The sequence below is a fragment of the Selenomonas sputigena ATCC 35185 genome, from assembly GCF_000208405.1.
Taxonomy (GTDB): Bacteria; Bacillota; Negativicutes; order Selenomonadales; family Selenomonadaceae; genus Selenomonas; species Selenomonas sputigena.
Genome location: NC_015437.1, coordinates 552644 through 578626, shown reverse-complemented (window position 1 = coordinate 578626; position 25983 = coordinate 552644). Strand labels below are relative to the sequence as shown.

Here is a 25983-nt window from a genome sequence, read left to right as displayed (position 1 = left end):
ATCGCCAAGAAGAGCATCCTCTCATTCATCATCGGTTCTCGCTTGAGTTTGTGCGTGCAGTTTTCCCATTGCCTAAAGTATGTGGCACCTTAGGACGCTTTTCCACATCAAAAGCAGGATACCTTTTCTCGCTCAAGTATAACACGATTATTCTCAACTGTAGAGGCAGGGAATCACTCCTGCCTCTTTTTGGTGGGTGGTTGCATCGGCATATCTTTGCCGACCTCGCCCAAATCCTCAAAATCGTATTTTTGGCGTTTCGCCTCATGAGCGGCGATATTCTCATCCATCTCTTTCGAGATTTGCTCGGCTTTCGCTCGATTCGCCGCAACACCTTCACGCACCATCTTGCTATGCTCTTCGATTCTTCGACCAGTATCTTCCCACTGACGTTCAAAGTCGTCATGAGATGTACGGGGCTTCGTATTCGCCCAATGCAGCCCCTTCGGGGTTTCGGGCTGCGATTTAGAAACGAACGGGACGCCCATGTTGTCAGCAAGCGTTAACACTGCCATCGCCAACAATCCCAGTCCCCCTGCGACTATTTTATTCATTTTCATTGTCTCCTTTCTTATTTGGAATAAACTGTCCGGACATATCAAGAAGGCCCCCTGTACATACGCCCTCTCACCTTACAGAAACCTAGTCATTCTAGACTTCGACTTGATGCTAAACTTTACCAGCACGCTGCAATAGTGTCGAAATCTGCGTCACTTCGGCATCTCCTAATATATGACGCGCTGCATAATTTGTGATGAAATCAAGAATCGTGTTCCCATTATCCGTAACCTCAGCAGAGCAATCGAGAAGAATCACATCGGGATTTGTAAAATAAACCATGCCGTCAACCCAAACACGAATTCCCTCTTGTTTGAGAAACTGAGCCATTGCATGAATCTGCCCTTTCAACTGTATGACAGGATTGCGCAAAGTCGACGCATAATCTGTTCCGCCTCGTCCAGTCTTCTCCTGCACCCAATCTTCCCCCCCGCTTGGTGCAATCCTTCCAGTATGATTCTTCACTTGAACGATAAAAACGCCATTTCTGCCAACAACAACAATAGAGCAGTAGCGTCCCATGACCACGACATTGCTAAACACCTCATAGTCATCCGACAGACGCCGCAAAACATCGAGCGCACGTTCCACGCCCTTGTCCCCCGATGCAGATTTTCGGTAGTTGTGCCAAAAGTGCCTGCCCAGCCACCCTGCACCACCAAAAAGCACGAAGATTGGCACTACTGTATTAAAAGACAATATACGATGCACGAAAAGAATATTATTTACCCACCAAAGCCACACGAGTCCTGCAATGCCATAAAAAAATGCAGCCAGAAAAAAATTCCTCTGCTTCGTCTTTGCTAAGGCAGATTCCTTCGTATGCAAAATCGCCACGTATTCCTCCTCCTACTCAAAAAAGCATCACAGATAAACTACAAGCACAAATGCCCACTTAGTGAACATTGTACACCGCCCTTACAGCAGTGTATCCCATCGATCTGATCCTCCAGCTTGATCTCTTGGACTTTCACGCTAATTTTCAAGAATCTCTCTATTGAAAAAACTGCCGCACGCGGATGCGTGCGGCAGTTCCATTCGTACAAGCTCAACCTACGATGACCAGGAAGCCCCCCCGCCAATAGAGGGCGGAGGTTCAACCTCGTTCCATTCGTACAGCTTAGCCGACGATGACCAACGGATCGCCGGCCTTGACGCTCTGACCGGCGGCGACGTTGATCGCCTTGACCGTGCCGGCCTGCGTTGCAGCGATTTCGTTCTGCATCTTCATGGCTTCGAGAATCAAGAGGACATCGCCCGAGTTGACCTTCTGACCCTCGGAAACGAGGACGTTGACGATCTTGCCCGGCATCGGGGCGTTGACGGAAGCTTCGCCGGCGCCAGCGGAAACAGCTGCCTTGGCAGGAGCGGCAGGAGCAGCCGGAGCAGCGGCCTTCGGAGCGGCGGGAGCGGCTGCCTTCGGTGCAGGCGCCGCGACGGCTGCCTTCTCTTCCTCGACCTCGACTTCGTAGCTCGTGCCATTGACCTTGATGTTGAACTTTTTCATTGTAAATTCCTCCAAGTCTTCAATTTGTTTTCGCTTACGTCTTTCTTAATGGATGCTCTGGCGACCCGCCATTGCCCATGCGTCGTTGCGCTTGATCTTGACGGCAACGACTTTATTGCCAACCATCATCTGGACGGCTGCAGCGATGACCGCAGCGACCTCAGGTTTGACGTCTTTTGCGTTTTGCATAAGTGAACCTCCCGATTACAACGGAATATTGCCGTGCTTCTTCGCCGGCCCGACTTCGCGCTTCGAGGCGAGAGCGTTCAATGCCGTGATGACATAAGGGCGCGTCTCCTTCGGCTCGATGACCATGTCGGCGTAGCCGCGCTCCGCCGCCTTGTACGGCGTAGCGAATTCCTCGACGTACTCCGCCGTCTTCTGATCCTTGTCGGGATCCTTGCGGAAGATGATGTTCGCAGCGCCCGCAGGGCCCATGACGGCAATTTCAGCCGAAGGCCATGCCATGACCTGGTCTGCGCCGAGTTCGCGGCAGCACATGGCGATGTAGGAACCGCCGTACGCCTTGCGCGTGATGACCGTGACCTTGGGCACCGTAGCCTCGCTGTAGGCGTAGAGCATCTTCGCGCCGTGGCGGATGATGCCCGTGTGCTCCTGACCGACGCCCGGCAGGAAGCCCGGAACATCGACGAGGTTGACGAGCGGGATGTTGAATGCATCACAGAAGCGGATGAAGCGTGCGGACTTGTCGGAAGCGTTGACGTCGAGGCAGCCCGCCATGACGTTCGGCTGGTTCGCAATGATGCCGACGGAGCGGCCGTCGAAGCGCGCGAAACAGGTGATGATGTTCGTCGCGAAATGCTGATGCACTTCGTAGAACTCGCCGTTGTCGACGATGCTGCGGATGACGTCCTTCATGTCGTACGGTGCATTCGGGTTGTCCGGAATGACCGAGTTCAGGGACTCGTCCATGCGCGACGGGTCGTCGCCCGTCTCGACGATCGGCGCGTCGTCCATGTTGTTGCTCGGCAGGAAGGAGAGCAGGTAGCGGATCTGCTGGATGCAGTCGTCCTCATTCTCCGCCGCGAAATGCGCGACGCCCGAGACCGAGTTGTGCGTCATGGCGCCGCCCAAGGCTTCCGCCGTGACTTCTTCCGCCGTGACGGACTTGATGACGGCAGGTCCCGTGATGAACATCTGGCTCGTGTTCTTGACCATGTAGATGAAGTCCGTGATGGCCGGGCTGTAGACAGCGCCGCCCGCGCACGGTCCCATGATGACGGAGATCTGCGGCACGACACCCGAAGCCGCCGTGTTGCGATAGAAGATGCCCGCATAGCCCGAAAGCGCGTCAACGGCTTCCTGGATGCGTGCGCCGCCCGAGTCGTTGATGCCGATGCACGGAGCGCCCATCTTCATCGAGAGATCCATGACCTTCCAGATCTTGTGCGCGTGCTTCTCACCCAAGGAGCCGCCCTCGACCGTGAAGTCCTGCGCGAACGCGTAGACAAGGCGGCCGTCAACCGTGCCATAGCCCGTGATGACGCCTTCGCCCGGCAGATCCTTCTGATCCTGACCGAAGTTCGTGCAGCGATGCTTCATGAACATGTCAAGCTCGACAAAGGTGTTCTCATCGAAAAGCTTCTCAATGCGCTCGCGAGCCGTCATCTTGCCCTGCGAATGCTGCTTGTCGATGCGCTTCTGCCCGCCGCCCTGCTGGATATGCTCCTTCTTGGCGTGCATGAGAGCGATTTTTTCCTGAACTGTAGCCATACTCTTCCTCCTCTATATCGAATCTTCTCTTATATCTTACCTTATGAAAGTCCGGGCGGTCAAGCCCGACCTTTTCCGTCCCGCTCTTCCCAGGCGCAGGCCGGAGGAAAGGGTTCAGCGGTCTTCGTGCTCACAGATTTCGAGGAGGACGCCGTGCGTGGCTTTCGGATGAAGGAAGGCGATTCTAGCACCGCCCGCACCGTAGCGCGGCTTCTCGTCGATCATCTTCACGCCCTTTGCCATGAGGTCGGCAATCGCGTTCTCGATGTTGTCGACGCGAAGAGCGATGTGCTGGATGCCGCCGCGGCCGCCGTTCTTCTCGATGAACTTCGCAATCGGGCTCGTCGGGTCGGTCGCCGCGAGAAGCTCGATTTCCGAGCCGTTCGGCGTCGGGTTGAAGCTCGTCTCAACCTTCTGCTCAGCAACGACTTCCTTGCCCGTGCACGGGATGCCGATCTGCTCCGTCCAGAACTTGCCGACCTCGTCGAGATCGTTGACAGCAATACCGATGTGGTCTACACCCAAAACTTTGAACATGTGGATTACCTCCTAGATATAGAAAGATCTGCCGTCACTTGAGCATATTTTTCATGATGTTCTGCGTGACGGTGTAGGGATCTGTCCTGCCTGCCTTGATGTCGGCAACGAACGCGTCGAGCTTGCCCGAATCGACGACCTTGCTCTTGACGTACGAGCCGATATTGCTTTCGAGGATGTCGATCATCTCGTCCTTCGTGCGCTTCGTGCGCCGCTCGGCGAGAATCCCCTTCTCCTCGATGTAGGCGCGGTGCTTGTCGACGGATGCGACAAGTTCCTTGACGCCGATCTGTTGATTTGCTATGACCTTGTCGATGGGCGGCCGCCAGTCTTTCATCACGCCGTCCAAATCGAGCATCATGTTGATCTCGCGCACGAGCTTGTCCGCGCCGTCAAGATCTGCCTTGTTGATGGCGAACACGTCGCCGATCTCCAAGACGCCCGCCTTGATGGCCTGGATGTCATCGCCCATGCCGGGAATCAATACGACCATCGTCGTATCGGCTGCCCGAACGATGTCGACCTCGGATTGCCCGACGCCGACGGTCTCGACAAAGATAATGTCCTTGCCAAAAGCGTCCATCGCCTTGACGGCGTCCGCCGTCTTGTGCGAAAGGCCGCCCAAGCTGCCGCGTGTCCCCATGCTGCGGATGAATACGCCTTCGTCCATCGCCAGACTCGCCATGCGGATGCGGTCGCCCAAGATGGCGCCGCCCGAAAACGGGCTGGTCGGGTCGATGGCGATGACGCCGACGGTCTTGCCCTGCTTGCGGTATTCGTTCGCGAGCTTGTCCGTCAGCGTGCTCTTGCCGGCGCCCGGAGGCCCCGTGATGCCGAGCACATAGGCGTGACCCGTATGCGGGTAGAGCGCCTTCATGATGTCGATGGCATTTTCCGCCTCGTTCTCGATCGCCGTGATGGCTCTCGAAAGCGCGAGGCGATTTCCTTGCAGGAGTTCCTTGGCTATGTCCATGGAATGCACCACCTATGCCATTGTTCCGGAAAATCTCGAAAAACACAGAATTGCCCGTTGTTTCCCGAAATTTCGCGCATGATACGGATAAAAGCAAGGCTGGCGGCAGACGAACTGCTGCCAGCCCCACAGCGAACTTACTTCTTCACATGCTCGTTGATGAAATCGACGATGTCGCCCGTCGGCGTGCCCGGCGTGAAGACGGCGGCAATGCCCGCTTCTTTGAGTGCGGGGATGTCCGTCTCAGGAATGACGCCGCCGCCAATGATCAGCGTGTCCGTCATGCCCTTGCCGCGCACAAGCTCGACAACCTTGGGGAAGAGGTGCGGATGAGCGCCCGAGAGGATGCTCAGCGCGATGACATCGACGTCTTCCTGCAGAGCTGCTTCCGTAATCTGCTCCGGAGTCTGGCGAAGACCTGTGTAAATGACCTCGAATCCTGCATCGCGAAGAGCGCGCGCGACGACTTTCGCGCCGCGATCATGACCGTCCAAGCCCGGTTTTGCTACCAATACCCTGATTTTTGCCATTTGAAATTACCTCCAAGTTCAAGTAGAGAAAGGATTGCAGGGTGCGGCCGTCCGAAAAACGGACGGCTTCCCCTAAAAGTCCTGCGGATTACAGGGACGTATGAGCCTCGTATTCGCCGAAGACGCTGCGCATGACGCCGCAGATTTCGCCGAGCGTCGCATACGTCTTGACAGCCGTGAGGATGTGCGGCATGAGGTTTTCCTTCTCATCCTCGCACGCGTTCTTGAGGGCTTCGAGCGCGGACTTCACAGCTGCGTTGTCGCGCTTCGCCTTGACCTCGGCGAGCTGCTTCTTCTGCTTCTCGCCGACGGAGGCGTCGACCTTCAGGAGATCCTTCGGCGGCTCCTCGTTTTCCTTCTGATACTTGTTGACGCCGACGATGACGCGAGCGCCGGACTCGACATCCATCTGCCAGGCATAAGCACTGTCCTGGATTTCCTTCTGGATGTAGCCCTTCTCGATGGCAGCGACAGCGCCGCCCATCTCGTCGATCTTCTTGATGTACTCCATCGCTTCCTTCTCGATCCGGTTCGTCATGGCCTCTACATAGTAGGAGCCTGCCAGAGGATCGATGACGTCAGCGAGACCGCTCTCATGCGCAACGATGTGCTGCGTGTGCAGAGCGATGGAGACGGACTCTTCCGTCGGAAGCGCGAGCGCTTCGTCGCGGGAGTTCGTATGGAGGGACTGCGTGCCGCCCATGACGGCTGCCGCCGTCTGCAGCGCGACGCGGACGATGTTGTTGTCCGGCTGCTGCGCCGTGAGCATGGAGCCTGCAGTCTGGGTATGGAAGCGGAGTTTCATGGACTTGTCCTTCTTCGCACCGAAACGGTCGCGCATGATCTTCGCCCAGATGCGGCGGGATGCACGATACTTCGCGACTTCTTCGAGCACGTTGTTGTGCGCGTTCCAGAAGAAGGAGAGACGGCCCGCGAAATCGTCGACGTTGAGTCCCGCCTCAATGGCGGCATTGACGTAGGCGATACCATCAGAAATCGTAAAGGCGATTTCCTGGGCAGCCGTAGAGCCGGCTTCGCGGATATGGTAGCCCGAGATGGAAATGGTGTTCCACTTCGGTACGTTCTTCGAGCAGTAAGCGAAGATGTTGGTGATGAGGCGCATGGACGGGCGCGGCGGGAAGATGTAGGTGCCGCGAGCCGCATACTCCTTGAGGATATCGTTCTGAATCGTGCCCGTGAGCTGGTCTGCGGGCACGCCCTGCTTCTCAGCAACGGCGATATACATCGCAAGAAGCACGGAAGCCGGGGCGTTGATCGTCATGGACGTCGAGACCTTGCCGAGATCGATCTGGTCGAAGAGGGTCTCCATGTCGGCGAGCGAGTCAATCGCCACGCCGACCTTGCCGACCTCGCCTTCGGAAATCGAATCGTCGGAGTCGTAGCCGATCTGCGTCGGCAGATCGAAGGCGCACGAGAGGCCCGACGCGCCCGTCGCAATCAACATGCGGTAGCGCTTGTTGGACTCTTCGGCCGTGGAGAAGCCGGCGTACATACGCATCGTCCAGAAGCGGCCGCGATACATCGTAGGCTGCACGCCACGCGTGTAGGGGAACTGGCCCGGAATGCCGAGATCTTCGGCATAATCTCCGCCTTCGACGTCGAGCGGCGTGTAGAGGCCCTGCTCGGGAACGTTCGGGCGAAGCGGGAATTTCGCGGTGGTCTTTTTCAGGTCAGCCTCGTACTTTTCCAACTCGGCCTGGATTTTCTCATTGCTCATATTGTTTTCCTCCTGTCAGGGAATGCGAAAAGGGGCGCACCCGCTCGTCTCCTGCGTGTCTTTGCCGCAGAAGTCCGAGCGGTCTATAGCCGCTTCCTTTTCCCCAATTGATTTCCGATCCGTTCAAAAGATGTTTTCTGCGCCTTATTTCATGGATTTCGTTTCGATGAACTTCTCATGGAAGGAAAGCGCTTCCTTGATGATGTGCGGCGTATGCGCATGCTTGGTGGCCTCTACGGCTCTGTTGTAATAGTCAAGCAGCACCGGCTTGTAGTCGGGATGCACGCAGTTGTTGATGATTTCCAGCGCGCGCTTCCTCGGTGCAAGACCGCGCAGATCCGCGATGCCCTGCTCCGTGATGATGACGTCGACGTCGTGCTCCGTGTGATCGATGTGCGAGCACATGGGAACGATGGACGAGATCGCGCCGTCCTTCGCAATCGAAGGCGTGTAGAAGATCGTCAGGAAGGCGTTTCTCGCGAAGTCGCCCGAGCCGCCGATGCCGTTCATCATCTTCGTGCCCGTGACGTGCGTGGAGTTCACGTTGCCGTAGATGTCGACTTCGAGCGCCGTGTTCATAGCGATGACGCCGAGGCGATGGACGACTTCCGGGCTGTTGGAGATTTCCTGCGGACGCAGCAGCAGGTACTTCTTGTACTTCGCGACATCCTTGTAGAAGCGCTCCATGCCTGCCGGCGAGGGCGAGAACGCCGTGCCCGAGGCAAAGTTCAGCTTGCCCGCATCGATGAGGTCGAGCATGCCGTCCTGGATGACCTCGGTGTAGACCGTGAGGTCTTCGAGGTCGGAGTCAACGAAGCCCGCCATGACGGCGTTCGCGACGTTGCCGACGCCCGACTGCAGCGGCAGCAGGTTCTTCGGCATGCGGCCCGCCTTGATCTCGGCGTTGAGGAATTCGAGCGTGAAGTGCGACATTTTCTTCGAATTCTCATCGATCGGCGCGAGGTTGCGCGTGCCATCCTTGATGTCGCACGGCACGATGAACTTGATCTTGTCCGGCGTGCACGGGATAAACGGCGTGCCGACGCGGTCATCTGCCTTCACGATGGGAATCGGCAGACGATGCGGCGGGTCGAGCGGCACGTAGACGTCGTGCATGCCTTCAAGCTCCAACGGCTGCGTCGTGTTGACCTCGACGATGACGATGTCGGCCTGCTGCACATAGGAAGCGGCGTTGCCGAGCGACGTCGAGGGGATGATGTTGCCCTCTTCCGTAATGGCGACGGCTTCGACGATGGCGAGGTCGAGCTTGCCGAGGTAGCCGACGCGTCCAAGCTGTGCGGACTCGCTCAGATGGAGGTCGAGATAGTCGACGGAGCCATTGTTGATCTCGCCCCTGAGAATGGCGTCCGTCTGGTACGGCAGGCGCTTCGCGATGCCGTGGACGGCTGCAAGCGTGTCGTCAAGCTCCGGGCCGGTCGAAGCGCCCGTCCAGAGGTCGATCTTGAAGGGCTCCTTCTTCATGCGCTCGGCCAGGGCAAGCGGAATGGCCTTCGGGTACGAGGAGGCCGTGAAGCCGCTCATGCCGATGCTCATGCCCGGCTTGATGTAGGCAGCCACTTCCTCCGCGCTCACGATCTTCGCCTGCAGGTCTTTGTTGCGTACGCGATCCGAGATGTCAATCATTCAATACATCCTCCCTCACAAGGCCGTCCGGCCCGTGTAGTCTAAGGAAACCGCCGCTCCTCCCGGGAAAGCAGGAGAGCCGGGCTTCCGGTGATGAACTGCCGCCGCAGCCAAGTCCGCCCCGACCTCCATTTTCACTCGATAGCTTTCCGCTATTGCGTGAAAATGAGATAACTGAGGCTTATCGTACTACTATGCGACAATTATATCCTAAGCTAAAGAATACCACTTCGACGCTTTAGCGTCAAGTCAATTTTCGGACTCTTCACCGCTATTTTTGGGCGATTCGCCGCCCTTCTTCGCTCTTTGGCGAAGCTCTCGAAGCTTCTGCCGCTTCCTCGCCGCCAGTTCGTCCATGACGATAGCTTCGTCCTCCTCGTTTCCCGCGAACTCCGTGACGGCGGCGAGCGCCGCGAGAAGCCACAGGAGCATCGACGACGGGATGTTGAAGAGCACGTCGTCCGTGAGGCCGTTCAGCGCGATGGAGAAGAACGCGAGGCTGATCGCGAGCATCAGCCCTTGGCGGAAGCCCTCGCTGTCGTGCACCTTCGAGAAGAATGCCAGCCCCATCGTGCCGAAGAAGAACCACAGGAAGGATACGGCGCCGACGACGCCGATCTCCGCCGCGTAGTTCAGATACATGTTGTGCGCGTGGACGATGAGCACGTCCGCGCCCTGCAGATAGAAGTCGTACTCGGGGTAGACCATCCAGTAAGCGCCCCAGCCGATGCCGAAGAACGGATGGTCGCCGATCATGGCGAGCGTGCTTTCCCACAGCGCAAGGCGCATTTCCGATGAGGTGTCGACGCGCGTGAAGACCGACGTCACGCGGTCGAGAAGCGCGGGGTCGAAGAGGAAGAGCGCGCCCGCGACGACGCCGACCGCAAGCAGCACGCGCCCATCGCGGAACATGCCGTAGAGGATGAAGATCAGGGCGATGACGAGGAACGCCATGCGTGCATACGTCATCGCGAGGCACGCCGCTAAGAGCACGAGCGCCGCGCCGAGCGCGATGCGCCGTCGTTGATCGCGCATCTTCACAAAAAAGGCGAAGGCAAAGCACATGGCGACATCGAGATAGCCCGCGAGGATGTTGGGGTTCTCCCACGTCGAGAAGACGCGCTTCTTGAGCTCGGGGAAGGCGTCGCCGTCGACCCACTTCATCGTGCTCGTGTCGATGCCGAAGGCGAACTGGTAGAAGCCGTAGAGCAGAACGAGCACGCACGAAAGGCCGAGCGCGTAGACGATCTTGCGGATGTCCTGCGACGCCTGGACGTTCTGTCCGATCAGAAGGTACGTCAGAAGGTAGACGCCGACGAGGTTGTAGTAGTTGTAGAAGCTGAAGCCGCGGTCGGGCGAGACGAAGATGGAAACCGCGCCCAAAAGCGCGAAGAGTGCGGCAGGCACGTCGTAGGGCAGTCGGCGAAAGCGGCGGCACTCCTTGTCGACGACGAGTCGCGCGAGCCAGAAGATGACGCCGAGGAGCAGCGCCGCCGTCGCCAATGGCGGCGAGAGCGCGATGAGGAAGGCTTCGAGCAAGATGGCGTAGTAGATGCCGCCCGCAAGATAATCCGACAGGCCGTCCTTAGCCGTCATGGTGCGCCCCCCTCTCCAAAAGCAGACGCCGCAAGTTCCCTATGAGATACAAGGAGCCTGCCGCGCAGAGGATGCGCCGCCCGGCCGCCCGGTCGAGCGCACGCGAGAGCGCCGCATCCGCAGCCGGGACGACTTCGACCTCCCGCGTGATTTCCCACGCGACGCGGGCAAGGTTCTCGGGGTCGCCCGCGCGCGCCGAATCCGGCGGCGTGATGACGACGCGATCGTCCGCACGCACGAGCGTCCGAAGCATTGCACGATAGTCCTTGTCCTCCAAGATGCCGAGGAGCAGCACGCGCTTCTCGCCCGCGAATGTCGCGTCAAGGCTCTCCTTGAGGGCCGCCGCCCCCGCCGGGTTGTGCGCGCCGTCAACGACGATGCGCACGCCTTCGAGCGTGAAACGCTCGAAGCGCCCCGGCCAGGCGACGGACTTCAAGGCGCGGGCGATCGTCTCGTGCGTGACGGCGCGATGCTTCTCAGCGAGAAGCATCGCCGTCCGAATGGCGAGCGCGGCGTTCTGATGCTGGTATGCGCCGCCAAGAGCGAGCGCGTAGTGCGCCGCGCCGCCGTTCTTCGACGAGAAGTCGATTCCATCAGCACCTGCGGCCGCGCGGAAATCTTCGCCATAGGCGAAGATTTCGCTTCCCTCCTCCTCCGCCTTCTGCCGCAGGACGTCGAGCGGCATTCCCTCCGCCGCCGTGACGACGGGCACGCCCGGCTTGATGATGCCTGCCTTGTGACGGGCGACACCTTCGAGCGTGCCGCCGCAGCGGTCGGCATGTTCCATGGCGACGTTCGTGATGACGGCGACCTCGGGCATGATGACGTTCGTCGAGTCGAGAAGGCCGCCCAGACCGACCTCGATGACGGCATAGTCGACGTGCTTTTCGGCGAAATAATAGAACGCCGCCGCCGTCAGCACCTCGAACTCCGTCGGCTGCTCCGCGCCTTCGGCGAGCATCGCGTCCGCCGCCCGCTTTGCCGCGCTGATCGCCGCCGCAAAGTCCGCCTCGCTTGCGCGCTCACCGTCGATGACGAAGCGTTCCGTGTAGGAATCGAGATGCGGCGAGGTGTAGAGTCCCGTCCTAAAGCCCGATTCCGTCAAAATCGCCGCCGTCATGGCGCTGACCGAGCCCTTGCCGTTCGTGCCCGTGACGTGCACCGTGCCGTATCGCCTTTCAGGATGCCCGAGCAGCTCGACGAGCCTTTCGATGCGCGAAAGCCCAAGCTTCGAGCCGAATACGTTGAGACTTTCGAGGTAAGAAAGACTTTCCTTGTAGTCCATTTCCCCACCTTCCTCAGAGCTTCGCCAGGTAGGCGAGACGCTCTTCGACCGCCTTCTTCTTCTCCCGCGCCGCTTCGAGCTTTTCGCGCTCCTTCTCGACGACGGCGGGCGGCGCCTTCTTGACGAATCCCTCGTTCGCGAGCTTGCCGCCGAGGCGCTTCTCCTCGCCGACGAGGTTTGCCAATTCTTTTTCCAGACGCGCCTTTTCCTTCTCGACGTCGATGAGCCCCCTCAAAGGCAGGTAGATCTCGACGCCTGCGACGATCGCCGCCATGGCGTTCTCGGGCTTCGCCGCGCCGTCCTCCAAGACGGTCAGAGGCTCCGCCCACGAGAGCGCGGCGAAGTACGCGGCGTGCGCGGCGAATACGGGCGCGAGCGCCTTGTCCGCGAAGTGCAAAATGACCTCGCTCCTCTTTCCCGGCGCGGCCTCGACCTCGGCGCGCATGTTGCGGATGCGCACGATCACTTCCATGATGCTCGCCATCTCGCGCTCCGCCGTCTCGTCGACGAGACTCTCGTCCGCCTCGGGCCACGGCGCGACCATGATGCTCCTGCCCTCATGCGGCACGCGCTGCCAGATTTCCTCCGTGAGGAACGGCATGAAGGGGTGCAGCAGGCGAAGCGTGCGCTCCAAGACGTACGAGAGGACATACTGTGCCGTCTTCTTCGAGCGCTCACCCGCCGCGTCCTTGTCATAGAGCCGCGCTTTCGCCAGCTCGATATACCAGTCGCAAAACTCGCTCCAAATAAACTCGTAGATCATGCGTCCCGCTTCGCCCAGCTCGAACTTCTCAAGGTTCTGGGTCACCCCCGCCGCCGTCTTCTGGCAGCGCGACAAGATCCAGCGGTCGGCAAGCGTATAGTCCTCCGCCGTCGGAGTGAAGCCCGCATCGAAATCCTCCAAATTCATGAGCATGAAGCGCGAGGCGTTCCACAGCTTGTTCGCGAAATTTCGCGCCGCCTCGACGCGCTCCCAGTAGAAGCGCATGTCGTTGCCCGGCGTGTTGCCCGTAATGAGCATGAAGCGCAAGGTGTCCGCGCCGTACTTGTCGATGACCTCGACGGGATCGATGCCGTTGCCGAGCGACTTCGACATCTTGCGCCCCTCGCTGTCGCGCACGAGACCGTGGATGAACACATGGTGGAAAGGGATGTCCTTGCCGAACTCCAAGCCCATCATGACCATGCGTGCGACCCAGAAGAAGATGATGTCATAGCCCGTCACGAGAACGCTCGTCGGGTAGAACTGCTTGAGCTCGGGCGTCTCCTCGGGCCAGCCCATCGTCTCGAACGGCCAGAGTCCCGAGCTGAACCATGTGTCGAGCACGTCCTCATCTTGGTGCAGATGGTGGCCGCCGCACTTCGGGCAAGTCTCGACGTCCTCGCGTGAGACGATCGTCTCCTTGCAGTCCGTGCAGTACCATGCAGGGATGCGATGGCCCCACCAAAGCTGGCGCGAGATGCACCAGTCGCGGATGTTTTCGAGCCAGTTCACATAGATCTTCGTGAAGCGCTCGGGCACGAACTTGATCCTTCCATCCTGCACCGCCTCAATCGCGGGCTTCGCCAGGCTCTCCATCTTCACGAACCACTGCTTGGAGACGAGCGGCTCGACCGTCGTATGGCAGCGCGAACAATGGCCGACGGCGTGCTCATGCTCTTCCGTAGAGACAAGCACGCCCGCCTCTTCGAGGTCTTTGACGAGCATCTTGCGGCACTCGTAGCGATCGAGTCCCGCGTACTTGCCGAGACCTTTCGACATCGTGCCGTCGTTCTCTATGACGCGCACCTGCGGCAGATCATGACGCAGCCCCATCTCGAAGTCGTTCGGGTCGTGCGCCGGCGTGACCTTGACCGCGCCCGTGCCGAACGAGGGATCGACGTATTCATCGGCAAAGATGGGAATGGGACGGTTGACGATGGGCAGGATGACGTTCTTGCCGATGAGATCCTTGTAGCGTGCATCATCGGGATGCACGGCGATACCCGTATCGCCGAACATCGTCTCGGGGCGCGTCGTCGCGATCTCGACATAGCCCGAGCCGTCCTCGAATGCGTAGCGCAGATGCCAGAGATGGCCCGCCTCCGTCTCGTGCTCGACCTCGATGTCCGAAAGCGCCGTGTTGCACGACGGGCACCAATTCGTGATGCGCGTCCCCTGATAAATCAGCCCTTTCTCATAGAGGCTCACAAAGACCTCGCGCACGGCATGCGAGCAGCCCTCGTCCATCGTGAAGCGCTCGCGCGCCCAGTCGCACGAAGAGCCGAGCGTTCGGAGCTGATACATGATGCGGCTGCCGTACTCCTCCTTCCACTGCCAGACGCGCTCCGTGAACTTCTCGCGCCCGAGTTCGTAGCGATTCGTACCCTCTGCGCGAAGCGCCGCCTCCACCTTCGCCTGCGTCGCGATGCCCGCATGGTCGCAGCCCGGCATCCAAAGAGTATTATAGCCCTGCATGCGCCGCCAGCGGATCAAAATGTCCTGCAAGGTATTGTCGAGCGCATGCCCCATGTGCAGCTGCCCCGTCACATTGGGCGGCGGAATCACGATGGAAAACGGCTTCTTTCCCTCCTCGGGTTCGGCATGAAAGAGATCGTTCTTCTCCCAGAACTCGTACCATCTCTTCTCAAACGACTGCGGCTCATAAACCTTCGGGATATTATCCTTTGCCATGAAAAAACCTCCATACATGTCGCATTGACGCAAAAGTCCCCTGCAGGAAGCACGGACTGCCGCAAGACAAATCCCCGCAGCCCGCATAAACCTCCCGCAAACAAAAAATAAAGCTCTCCCGTCCGAAAGGACGGAAGAGCCTGCTTCCGTGGTACCACCTAACTTCCCGCAAGGCGAAACGCCCTGCAGCTCCAAGGCATAACGCCGCCGCCGCGCCCGCGCCTACGCACCGAACAGCAAAATGCGCCATGCGGCTTCAGCCCGAAAGCTCCGAAGCGACCTTCCACCGCCCGCCGCAGGGATTCTCACCGGCCATCCCCTCTCTGAAGCGGCGCTTGCAGCGTACTCCTCTTCCTCATCGCCTTTACCGTCAAAAGGATACCATAAGAATGGCATTTTTGCAAGATGCGGCAGTGCGCGCTCTCAAAGCCGGAACTTCGAGACGCCGTCCTGCAGCTTCTGTGCAAGCTCCGCGAGCGTATGGCTCGCGGCGGCGATTTCCTCGGTCGATGCCGCCTGCTCCTCGGAGACGGCGGAAACGTCCGTCGCCTTCTGCTGCACCGTATGCGACACCGCGCCGACCTGATTCACGATGTCCGTCATGCTCGCCGCATCCTTCGTCAGCTGCCCCGTAATCTTCGTGAGCGTCTCGATCTCCTCGATCAGCGCCTTGACGGCTTCCGCGATGCTCGCGAACTTCTCGTCGGCCGCCTGCACCTCGCACACATTCTCCTTGACTGCGCCTTCCTGCTCCTTCGTCAGCGAGAATGCGCTCTCAATCTGCGCGGAGTTCTTGCCGATGACATCATTGATTTGCTGCGCTGCCTGCTCGCTCTGCTCGGCGAGCTTTCTCACCTCGTCGGCGACGACGGCGAAGCCCTTGCCCTGCTCGCCCGCACGTGCCGCCTCGATGGCAGCGTTCAAGGCGAGAAGTTTCGTCTGACCCGCGATGCTCGTAATGAGCTCGTTCATTTCCGCGATGTTCTTCGAGCCGTCGTAGAGGTGCTGGACGGCGGCACCGACCTTCACGGCGCCTTCCGCGAGGTTCTCGACGCCTGCAACCGCCTTTTGGAGTGCCTCGCGGCCTTCTCTCGTCGCCTGACCCGATGCGTCGGCGACGCGCTCGGACGCCGCAACGACCTTGGCAAGATCCTTCGTCTGGCCGTCCATGCTCGTCGCGATCTCTTTAGCATTTTCCACGATGTCGTTCTGATGCGCCGCCTGTTCGGCAATGGCGATGACGTCTTCCGCCGCCGACTGCGAGGCATTCGCCGTCTGATTGGCGCTCGCCGTCAATTCTTCCGACGAAGCGGACACCTGCTCGGCGGCCTTCGACGTATCCTCGACCATCTTACGAAGCGTCGTCATCATCTTGCTGCAGCTCGTCTGCAGATCGCCGATCTCATCGGCACGGTCGCTCGCGGGCAATTTATGCGTGAGATCGCCGTTCGCGATGAAGCCGACCGAAGCGGAGAGGAATTCGAGCGGCGTGATCGCTGCCGTCAGGAAATAATAGGTGATGCCCCCGAGGAGCGCGAGCGCGACGAGGCAAATCGCCAAGATCACATACGCCATGCGCGTCGCGGCGGCAAACGCTTCCTTCTGCGGCACTTCGATGACGACGTGCCAGCCGGTAGAGCCGACGGGCATCTCCTGATAGAACTTCGCCACGCCGTCGAACTCCGCCTCGAACATCTCGGGCTCCTTCGACGTGAAGCGTGCGGCGAGATCCTTGTACTTGCCGCCCTCCATCTCATTGAGCGGCGCGTCGGAAAGCGTGAACTTCTTGTGATAGATGAATTCGCTGTTCGGTCCCAAGACGAAGATTGAGCCCGTCTGACCGACCTTCACATCCTTGAGGATTTCCGTCATATCATCGACGGAAATATCAATGCCGAGAACGCCGATGAGCTCGCCATTCTTACGAATCGCCTGACTTAACGTCATGACTTTGGCGCCGTCCGAAGGCGCTTGATAAACATCGGAAATATACAGTCCATCGGAAGAGACTGCCGCCTTGTACCAGGAACGCGTGCGCGGATCCCAGTCGGCTCCAAACGCCTTGCTCGCCGTATAGCTGCCATCGGGCCGCCCAAGAAATGCCGAGGTCACGCCGTGCCTCGATGCGATGTGATCGATCGCCTTCTGCAGGACGTCTCCCTCAGGCATGATTTCCGACCAGTCCATCATGACGGTCTCCATCATGGAGATTTCCTCGCGTACATTGCCGTCGAGCTTCGCCGCATAGTGGTTCGCGCGCTGATTCATGGCGACCTGCACCGTGTCGCGCAAGGCGGCGCTCGCCATCATATAGATGGTGAATCCCATGATGATGAATACGACGATCAACGGTATGCCGATGCCCATGAGCATCTTCGGTTTCAGTTTCATCTCTTTTCCCCCTGTATTTCTCTTTGGATGGCTTTTCTTCCAGCGACAGTTGAAGGGAGCACTCTTCATGCTCCCTTCGACTGTCGTTCTCCATATGCTTTATCGGAGTTTTTAACCATACCATAACAGGAGAATACACCCATATCCTATGGGCATCACAACCTGAATTTTGCTACTCCCTGCTGCAGTTGCTGCGCGAGGTCGGCGAGCGCGTGACTTGATGCCGCGATCTCCTCGGCGGACGCCGCCTGCTCCTCGGAGACGGCGGACACGTCCGTCGCCTTCTGCTGCACGGCATGGGACAGGTCGCTGACCTTCTGCACCGTATCGACCGTGCTCTTGCAGTCCGTTTCGAGTGCGCCCGTGATCTTCGTGAGCTTCTCGACCTGCTCGGTCAAGGCCTCGACGGAGCCGGCGATGCTCGCGAACTTCTCGTCGGCGGCACGAACTTGACCGACATTTCCCTTGACTTCGTCCTCCTGCGATTTCGTGAGTGCAAATGCGCTCTCGATCTGCGCGGAATTCTTGCCAATGACCGCGTTGATTTGCTGCGCTGCCTCCTCGCTCTGCTCGGCGAGCTTTCTCACCTCATCGGCGACGACGGCGAAGCCCTTGCCCTGCTCGCCCGCGCGCGCCGCCTCAATGGCGGCATTCAAGGCGAGGAGCTTCGTCTGGCCTGAGATGCTCGTAATGAGCTCGTTCATTTCCGCGATGTTCTTCGAGCCATCGTAGAGATTCTGCACGGCTGCGCCAACCTTCGCAGCTCCCGTCGCAAGACTCTCGACGCCCGCAACTGCCTTTTGAAGCGCTTCCCTGCCCTCTCTCGTCGCCTGTTCCGTCTCGTCCGCAACCTTCGTCGAAGCATCGACGACCTTAGCGATGTCTGCGGTCTGCGCTCCCATATTGTGTGCAACTTCGTTCGCCATCTCCGCGATGTCACTCTGCTCCGCCGCGCGCTCGGCGATGTCGACGACGGCTTCTGCCGCAGACTGCGACGCATTCGCCGTCTGCGTCGAACTTGCCGTCAGCTCCTCAGAGGATGCGAGCACCTGCTCGCTGGCCTTCGAGGTGTCCTCGACCATCTTCCGGAGCGTCGTGACCATCTGACTTGAGCTCGTCTGCAGCACTCCGATCTCGTCGACGCGATCACTCGCGGGCAATTTGTGCGTAAGATCCCCCTTGGCGATGAAGCTCATCGTCTCGGACAGGATCTCGATCGGCGAAATCATGCCCGAGAGGAAGTAGTAGGTGATGCCACCCAAGAGCGCGAGCGCTGCGAGGCTGATGACGAGAATCGCATACGACATCTGCGTCGCCGATGCGAACGCCTCCGACTGCGGCACTTCCACGACGACGTGCCAGCCCGTCGAGCCGATCGGCATCGATTCGTAGAACTTCTGCACGCCGTTGAACTCCGCATCAAACATCTTCGGATCCTTCGATGTGAAGCGTGCTGCCAGATCCTTGTACTTGCCGCCCTCCATCTCGTTGAGCCGCGGGTCGTCGACCGTGAATTTCTTGTGATAGATGAATTCGCTGTCCGGCCCTAAGACGCAGAGCGAGCCTGTCTCGCCGACCTTGACGTCCTTGACGATCTCCGTCAGGGAAGCGACCGAAACGTCCGTAGCGATGACGGCGATGAGCTCGCCGTTCTTGCCGCGCACTGCCTTGCTCAGCGTGACGATCTCCTGATTGTCCGCGATGCTCGTATAGACAGGGCAGATCTGCACATCATCCGAAGCGGCGGCATTCTTGTACCAGGCACGCCCACGCGCATCGAAATCCGCCGGCAGCGGCTCGCTGCCCAAAAATGCGCCATTGGGATAGACGACCGTAAAGAATTGGACACCTTCACGTCGACTGAACGCCGCGACCTCCTCCTGCAAGACTTCCCCTGTCGGCATGGCCGTGCTCCAGGTCATGCTGATGGCGTCGAGCAGCGCTTCCTGTGCCTGCATTTTGCCGTCGATCGCTTCGGCGTAGCGGCTGGCGCGCTGCTCCATGGCCACCTCCGTCGCCGTCTTAAGCCCCGAGCTCGCCATCCTGTAGATGATGAAGCCCATGGCGATGAAGACAATGAGCAGCGGCACACCAATGCTCAGGAGCATCTTAGGTTTAAGTTTCATGTTCATCTCCTCCGAACAGACAGTGGATATTTCTCCGATAGAAAAAGGGACGCTTCTGCATCCCCTTTTCTCATACGTTCTTATTCTTTTATCGTATTTTTAAAGAAATTTACCAGAGGAGGAAATATCCATCTTACCGGGGAATAAACACCTATAGTCCCTTATGCTGCCGAAAATCGTCGCATGTTCCGTCTCAAAGCCTGAACTTCGAGACGCCTGCCTGCAGCTGCTGCGCGAGATCTGCGAGCGTGTGGCTCGCGGCCGCGATCTCCTCGGCGGACGCCGCCTGCTCCTCGGAGACGGCGGACACGTCCGTCGCCTTCTGCTGCACGGCATGGGACAGGTCGCTGACCTTCTGCACCGTATCGACCGTGCTCTTGCAGTCCTTTTCGAGTGCGCCCGTGATCTTCGTGAGCTTCTCGACCTGCTCGGTCAAGGCCTCGACGGAGCCGGCGATGCTCGCGAACTTCTCGTCGGCGGCACGAACTTGCCCGACATTTCCCTTGACTTCGTCCTCCTGCGATTTCGTGAGTGCAAATGCACTCTCGATCTGCGCGGAATTCTTGCCAATGACCGCGTTAATTTGCTGCGCTGCCTCCTCGCTCTGCTCGGCGAGCTTTCTCACCTCGTCAGCGACGACGGCGAATCCCTTGCCCTGCTCGCCCGCGCGCGCTGCCTCGATGGCAGCATTCAAAGCGAGGAGTTTCGTCTGGCCTGAGATGCTCGTAATGAGCTCGTTCATTTCCGCGATGTTCTTCGAGCCGTCGTAGAGGTTCTGCACGGCGGCGCCGACCTTCGCAGCTCCCGTCGCAAGACTCTCGACGCCCGCAACCGCCTTACCGAGCGCCTCCCTGCCTTCTCTCGTCGCTGCTTCCGTCTCGTCGGCAACCTTCGTCGAAGCATCGACGACCTTTGCGATGTCTGCGGTCTGCGCTCCCATATTGTGCGCGACTTCGTTCGCCATCTCCGCAATATCGCTCTGCTCCGCCGCACGCTCGGCGATGTCGACAACGGCTTCTGCCGCCGACTGCGACGCATTCGCCGTCTGCGTCGAGCTTGCTGTCAACTCCTCAGAGGACGCGAGCACCTGCTCGCTGGCCTTCGAGGTGTCCTCGACCATCTTTCGGAGCGTCGTGACCATCTGATTCGAGCTCGTCTGCAGCACTCCGATCTCGTCGACGCGATCGCTCGCGGGCAATTTGTGCGTAAGATCCCCCTTGGCGATGAAACTCATCGTCTCGGACAGGATCTCGATTGGCGAAATCATGCCCGAGAGAAAGTAGTAGGTGATGCCGCCCAAAAGCGCGAGAGCAACGAGGCTGATGACAAGAATCGCATAGAGCATCTGCGTCGCCGATGCAAACGCCTCCGCCTGCGGCACCTCGATGATGATGTGCCAGCCCGTCGTGCCGATCGGCATCGATTCATAGAACTTGTGCACGCCGTTGAACTCCGCATCAAACATCTGCGGATCCTTCGATGTGAAGCGCGCTGCCAGATCCTTGTACTTGCCGCCATCCATCTCGTTGAGCCGCGGGTCGTCGAGCGTGAATTTCTTGTGGTAGATGAATTCGCTGTCCGGTCCCAGGACGAAGAGCGAGCCATGCTCGCCGACCTTCACATCCTTCAAAATCTCCGTCATACTATCGACAGAAGCATCCATGCCGATGACAGCGACAAGCTCGCCGTTCTTATTATAGATCGCCTTGCTCAGCGTCATGACCTGCGTCTTGTCAGGGTCGCTCTGATAGACCTCGGAAAGCTCCACATCTTTCGAGTTTACTGCATTCTTGTACCACGGGCGCGTGCGCGGATCGAAACCTTCCGACACCTGATCCTTCACCACGGACGAACCGTCGGGGAATCCGACGTAGAAGTCAAAGACGCCGGGACGTGCCGAGATGTCGCGGACCGCCTGCTGCAGATCGTCCCCCTGCGGCAAACCGACGCTCCAATCCTGGGCGATGGTCTCCACCATCGCGCGCTTTTCCTGCACACTGCCGTCAAGCTCCGCCGCATAGCGGCCCGCGCGCTGCTCCATGCCGACTTCCACCGCGCTTTTCAACCCCGAGCTTGCCATCAGATAGATGATCGTTCCCATGAGGATGAAGATGACGATGAGCGGAATGCCGATGCTCAAAAGCATCTTCGGTTTGAGTTTCATTTCGTGCTCCTCCCTGTGTTCTTCCAAAACTTGTAACCTACATGCTTCTTTTCTACTCCATTTTCAAATATCCTGCAAAGATTCCTGATATTTAAGGAACCGCTGATAAAAGGAAGTCGCCCAGATTTGCGCAGATGCGCTGTATCTATCGAGGAGACAAACCGGAGGCGTAGCGGTGCTACGTCGAGGATTTGTCGACGACGAGAGGACAGCGCAGATGCGTGAAGATGGGTGGCTGAATTTATCAGTGGTTCCTTAACCCCAAGAGGTCTAGCCGAAGGTGCAGACCCATCGGCTAGACCTCTGTAAATCATGCGGATGTATGTACCGCGTCTTTTTTCAAAGGCGGAACTTCGAAACTCCCTGCTTCAGTTCCTGAGCAAGATCCTCGAGCGCGTGGCTCGCGGCCGCAATCTCCTCGGCAGACGCCGCCTGCTCCTCGGAGACGGCGGACACGTCCGTCGCCTTCTGCTGCACAGCGTGCGAGATGCCGCTGACTTTTTCCACCGTATCAACCGTGCTCTTGCAGTCCTTTTCGAGCACTCCCGTAATCTTCGTGAGCTTTTCTACCTGCTCGGTCAAGGCTTCAACAGAACCGGCGATGCTCGCGAACTTCTCGTCGGCAGCGCGAACTTGGCCGACATTTCCCTTGACCTCGTCTTCCTGCGATTTCGTCAGTGCGAATGTGCTCTCGATCTGCGCGGAGTTCTTGCCGATGACCGTGCTGATCTCCTGCGCCGCCTGCTCGCTCTGCTCGGCGAGCTTTCGCACCTCGTCGGCGACAACGGCGAAGCCCTTGCCCTGCTCGCCTGCTCGCGCTGCCTCGATCGCGGCATTCAGCGCGAGGAGTTTCGTCTGTCCCGAAATGTTCGTGATGACCTCGTTGATCTCCGCGATGTTCTTCGAGCCATCGTAGAGGTGCTGCACGGCTGTGCCGACCTTCACGGCACCTTCCGCAAGATTCTCGACGCCTGCAACTGCTTTTTGGAGCGCCTCGCGGCCTTCTCTCGTCGCCTTTCCCGTCTCGTCTGCGACCTTTGTCGAGGCATCGACGACTTTGGCGATGTCCCGCGTCTGCTCGCCCATGTTGTGCGCGACCTCGTTCGCCATCTCCACGATATCGTTCTGCTCTGCCGCGCGCTCGGCGATATCGACGACGGCTTCCGCCGCAGCCTGCGACGCATTTGCCGTCTGCGTCGAACTTGCCGTCAACGTCTCGGAGGATACAAGCACTTGGTCTGCCGCCTTCGTTGTATCTTCGACCATCTTGCGCAGCGTCGCGAGCATCGCGCTTGAGCTGTTCTGCAGCACGCCGATCTCGTCGACGCGTTCGCTCGTGGGAAGCTTGTGCGTGAGATCTCCCTTGGAGATGAAGCCCATCGACTCAGACAAAATCTCGATGGGCGAAATCATGCCCGTGAGGAAGTAATACGTGATGCCGCCGAGAAGTGCAAGCGCCGCGAGGCTGATGCCGAGGATCGCATACGACATGCGCGTCGCCGCCGCAAATGCTTCAGAGAACGGCATCTCGATGACAATGTGCCAACCCGTTGCACCGATCGGCTCAGAACGATAGAACTTCTTGACGCCTTGGAATTCCGCTTCGAAGGACTGCGCTTCATCGGATGTGAAGCGTGCCGCAAGATCCTTGTACTTGCCGCCGTCGAGCTCATTGAGCGGCGGATCTTCAAGCGTGAATTTCTTGTGATAAATATACTCGCTGTTCGGCCCCAAGACGAAGAGCGATCCCGTTTCGCCGACCTTGACGCCTTTAAGGAACTCCGTAATCTGATCGACCGCGAGATTCATGCCGATGACCCCGATGAGTTCGCCGTTTCTTCGCACGGCGCGGCTCAGCGTCACGACATTCGTATGATCCGACGCCGTCGGATAGACAGGGGAAATCTCCACCTTGTCGGAGGCCGCCGCATTCTTGTACCAGTCGCGCGTGCGCGGATCGTAACCCGCAGGAAGCGACTGACTCGTTGCGTAGGAGCCATCGGGTTTGCCAATATAGAACGACTTGACGCCCTCTCTGCCGCCCAGATGTGACACAGCGTCCTGCAGCGCCTCGCCTTCGGGCATATTGTCCGCCCAGCTCATGGCGATTGCTTCCAGCGTCTCGCTTTTTCCCAACAAATTTCCATCGATGATTGCCGCATTGTGGCCGGAGCGCTCGGTCATGGCAATGAGCCGGCTCGTCCTGAGACCGTCACTTGCCAACAGATAGATGATGACGCCCATGACGGCAAACACGATGATCAAGGGCACGCCGATGCTCAAGAGCATCTTCGGTTTCAACTTCATTTCATTACCCTCCGTATAAAGATTCTCATTCGCACTGGTTTCGGCAACAGGAAAAGGGAGGATTCATCCCTCCCTTTTCCTGCGCTCCCGTATTCTTTTTATCGGGCATTTTGCAAAAATCTTTAGCCCAAAAGCATATTTTCACGCGAGCCTTTCAGAAAATATGTTCAGCCGGCACGCGAAGCGATATAAATTACTTTTCCGTCCCGTTCCTACAGACGGAACTGCGCCACGCCCTGCTGCAGCTGCTGCGCGAGATCTGCGAGCGTGTGGCTCGCGGCTGCGATCTCCTCGGCAGACGCCGCCTGCTCCTCGGAGACAGCGGACACGTCCGTCGCCTTCTGCTGCACAGCGTGCGACAGATCGCTGACCTTCTGCACCGTATCGACCGTGCTCTTGCAGTCCTTTTCGAGCGCTCCCGTGATCGTCCCGACCTTCGTGACCTGCCCAATCAGGGCACGGATGGATTCAGCGATCTTCGCAAACTTCTCGTCAGCTGCGCGGACTTCTTCCACGCTCTCTTTGACCTCTTCGTCCTGCGATTTCGTCAGCGTGAATGCGTTCTCGATCTGCGCGGAGTTCTTGCCGATGACCGCGCTGATCTCCTGCGCCGCCTGCTCGCTCTGCTCGGCGAGCTTTCGCACCTCGTCAGCGACGACGGCGAAGCCCTTGCCCTGCTCGCCCGCACGCGCCGCCTCGATCGCGGCGTTCAAGGCGAGAAGTTTCGTCTGTCCCGCGATGCTCGTGATGAGCTCATTGATCTCCGCGATATTCTTCGAGCCGTCGTAGAGGTTCTGCACAGCCTCGCCGACCTTTACGGAGTTCGCCGCGAGGCTGTCGACGCCCGCGACCGCCTTTTCCAGCACAGCGCGGCCTTCGCGCGTCGCCTCAGCCGTCATCTCAGCAACCTTCGTCGATTCACCGACCACCTTGGCGATGTCCTCGGTCTGCGCGCCCATGTTGTGCGCGACCTCGTTCGCCATCTCCGCGATGTCGCTCTGCTCCGCCGCGCGCTCGGCAATATCGACAACAGCTTCCGCCGCCGACTGCGACGCGTTCGCCGTCTGCGTAGAGCTTGCCGTCAATTCCTCGGACGATGCTAACACCTGCTCTGCGGCTTTCGATGTACCTTCGACCATCTTCCGAAGCGTCGCGACCATCTCGCTCGAACTCGTCTGCAGCACGCCGATCTCGTCGGCGCGATCGCTTGCGGGCAACTTGTGCGTGAGGTCGCCCTTGGCGATAAAGCTCATCGTCTCGGACAAGGCTTTGATCGGCGAAATCATGCCCGTGAGAAAATAGTAGACGATGCCGCCCAAAAGCGCGAGCGCCGCGAGGCTGATGACAAAGATCGCATACGACATCTTCGTCGCTGCGGCGAACGCCTCGGACTGCGGCACCTCGATGACGACATGCCAGCCTGTCGAGGGAATGGGAACCATCTGATAGAACTTCTGCACGCCCTCGAACTCTTCTTCGAGCATCTGCGGCTTGTCGGCCAGGAACTTCGCGGCAAGAGCCTTATATTTGCCGCCGTCCAGTTCGTTGAGCGTCGTATCGTCAAACTGAAATTTCTTGTGATAAATGAACTCGCTCTTGTCTCCCAAGACAAAGATGGAGCCGTGCTCGCCGACCTTGACGTCCCTGAGCATTCCTGTCAGGGATTCGACCGAAACATCCGTGCCGATGACGGCGACAAGCTCGCCGTCGTGGCCGCGCACCGCCTTGCTCAGTGTCACGATGATCGCGCCGTCTGCCGCGTTCTTGTAGACGTCGGAAAACACTACGCCATCGGAAGACGCCGCGTTCTTGTACCAATCGCGCGTGCGCGGATCCCATGTGGGCGGATACTCCTGGCTCGTCACATGCGAGCCGTCAGGACGCCCGACGAGGAAGCCATAGACGCCATTGCAGCGCCCCAGCTCGTCAACCGTTCCCTGCAGCGCCTCATTCGCTGGCATGCCGTCCGCCCAACTCGTACCGAGAGCCGTCAAGAGAGCCGCCTGCTCACGAATGTTGCCGTCGATCTCTTCGGCGTAACGATTGGCGCGCTGCTCCATGCCGACCTCCGTCGCAGTCTTGAGCCCCGCGCTCGCCATCAAGTAAATGATGACCCCCATGACGATGAACACGACGAGCAGCGGCACGCCAACGCCCGAAAGCATCTTCGGTTTGAGTTTCATAATCCTTCCCCTCCATAGAAATTGTAGAAATTTTCC

General features: G+C 59.0%; 18 protein-coding genes and 1 other annotated feature. All 18 genes read right to left on the bottom strand.

What is annotated here, in order from left to right; translation table 11 throughout:
• Nucleotides 1-173 precede the first annotated feature (173 nt).
• Nucleotides 174-554 carry a hypothetical protein gene (locus SELSP_RS02540; RefSeq protein ID WP_013740601.1) on the bottom strand — a complete coding sequence of 127 codons (381 nt, stop codon included), beginning with the start codon at nucleotides 552-554 and terminating at the stop codon, nucleotides 174-176.
• Nucleotides 555-669: 115 nt separating this feature from the next.
• On the bottom strand, nucleotides 670-1395 hold the full coding sequence (locus SELSP_RS02535) for a nuclease-related domain-containing protein (RefSeq protein WP_006193506.1): 726 nt from the start codon (nucleotides 1393-1395) through the stop codon (nucleotides 670-672).
• Nucleotides 1396-1678: 283 nt separating this feature from the next.
• Complete coding sequence (locus tag SELSP_RS02530; protein WP_006193509.1) at nucleotides 1679-2065, bottom strand: biotin/lipoyl-containing protein; 387 nt, start codon at nucleotides 2063-2065, stop codon at nucleotides 1679-1681.
• 45 nt (nucleotides 2066-2110) lie between these two features.
• On the bottom strand, nucleotides 2111-2254 hold the full coding sequence (locus tag SELSP_RS12250; protein WP_006193510.1) for a hypothetical protein: 144 nt from the start codon (nucleotides 2252-2254) through the stop codon (nucleotides 2111-2113).
• Between the two features lie 15 nt (nucleotides 2255-2269).
• Nucleotides 2270-3799 carry a methylmalonyl-CoA decarboxylase subunit alpha gene (mmdA, locus tag SELSP_RS02520; RefSeq protein WP_006193511.1) on the bottom strand — a complete coding sequence of 510 codons (1530 nt, stop codon included), beginning with the start codon at nucleotides 3797-3799 and terminating at the stop codon, nucleotides 2270-2272.
• Between the two features lie 114 nt (nucleotides 3800-3913).
• The gene (mce, locus tag SELSP_RS02515; protein ID WP_006193512.1) at nucleotides 3914-4336 is read right to left on the bottom strand and encodes a methylmalonyl-CoA epimerase; all 423 of its coding nucleotides are present in this window, start codon (nucleotides 4334-4336) and stop codon (nucleotides 3914-3916) included.
• Between the two features lie 34 nt (nucleotides 4337-4370).
• Nucleotides 4371-5309: a methylmalonyl Co-A mutase-associated GTPase MeaB gene (gene meaB, locus SELSP_RS02510; RefSeq protein ID WP_006193513.1), complete on the bottom strand. Its 939-nt coding sequence runs from the start codon at nucleotides 5307-5309 to the stop codon at nucleotides 4371-4373.
• A 137-nt stretch (nucleotides 5310-5446) separates the two neighbouring features.
• A complete protein-coding gene (locus SELSP_RS02505; protein ID WP_006193514.1) occupies nucleotides 5447-5839 on the bottom strand; it encodes a cobalamin B12-binding domain-containing protein in 393 nt (130 codons plus the stop codon).
• An 88-nt stretch (nucleotides 5840-5927) separates the two neighbouring features.
• Nucleotides 5928-7577 (bottom strand): acyl-CoA mutase large subunit family protein, encoded by a 1650-nt coding sequence (locus SELSP_RS02500; RefSeq protein ID WP_006193515.1) that lies wholly within the window; start codon nucleotides 7575-7577, stop codon nucleotides 5928-5930.
• A gap of 144 nt (nucleotides 7578-7721) precedes the next feature.
• A complete protein-coding gene (locus SELSP_RS02495) occupies nucleotides 7722-9221 on the bottom strand; it encodes an acetyl-CoA hydrolase/transferase family protein (protein ID WP_006193518.1) in 1500 nt (499 codons plus the stop codon).
• A 249-nt stretch (nucleotides 9222-9470) separates the two neighbouring features.
• Nucleotides 9471-10817: an O-antigen ligase family protein gene (locus SELSP_RS02490; RefSeq protein WP_006193519.1), complete on the bottom strand. Its 1347-nt coding sequence runs from the start codon at nucleotides 10815-10817 to the stop codon at nucleotides 9471-9473.
• Nucleotides 10807-12102 (bottom strand): bifunctional folylpolyglutamate synthase/dihydrofolate synthase, encoded by a 1296-nt coding sequence (locus tag SELSP_RS02485; RefSeq protein ID WP_006193520.1) that lies wholly within the window; start codon nucleotides 12100-12102, stop codon nucleotides 10807-10809. Before SELSP_RS02485 ends, SELSP_RS02490 begins: the two co-directional genes overlap by 11 nt.
• A gap of 13 nt (nucleotides 12103-12115) precedes the next feature.
• Nucleotides 12116-14776: a valine--tRNA ligase gene (locus SELSP_RS02480; RefSeq protein ID WP_013740600.1), complete on the bottom strand. Its 2661-nt coding sequence runs from the start codon at nucleotides 14774-14776 to the stop codon at nucleotides 12116-12118.
• A 123-nt stretch (nucleotides 14777-14899) separates the two neighbouring features.
• Nucleotides 14900-15144: a binding site (T-box leader), on the bottom strand.
• Between the two features lie 55 nt (nucleotides 15145-15199).
• Entirely contained in the window at nucleotides 15200-17167 is a 1968-nt protein-coding gene (locus SELSP_RS02475) for a methyl-accepting chemotaxis protein (RefSeq protein ID WP_006193526.1), read from the bottom strand.
• 155 nt (nucleotides 17168-17322) lie between these two features.
• A complete protein-coding gene (locus SELSP_RS02470; RefSeq protein ID WP_013740599.1) occupies nucleotides 17323-19293 on the bottom strand; it encodes a methyl-accepting chemotaxis protein in 1971 nt (656 codons plus the stop codon).
• A 193-nt stretch (nucleotides 19294-19486) separates the two neighbouring features.
• On the bottom strand, nucleotides 19487-21457 hold the full coding sequence (locus SELSP_RS02465) for a methyl-accepting chemotaxis protein (protein ID WP_013740598.1): 1971 nt from the start codon (nucleotides 21455-21457) through the stop codon (nucleotides 19487-19489).
• Between the two features lie 339 nt (nucleotides 21458-21796).
• Nucleotides 21797-23764: a methyl-accepting chemotaxis protein gene (locus SELSP_RS02460; RefSeq protein WP_006193529.1), complete on the bottom strand. Its 1968-nt coding sequence runs from the start codon at nucleotides 23762-23764 to the stop codon at nucleotides 21797-21799.
• A gap of 212 nt (nucleotides 23765-23976) precedes the next feature.
• Entirely contained in the window at nucleotides 23977-25947 is a 1971-nt protein-coding gene (locus SELSP_RS02455; protein WP_013740597.1) for a methyl-accepting chemotaxis protein, read from the bottom strand.
• Between the last annotated feature and the right edge of the window lie 36 nt (nucleotides 25948-25983).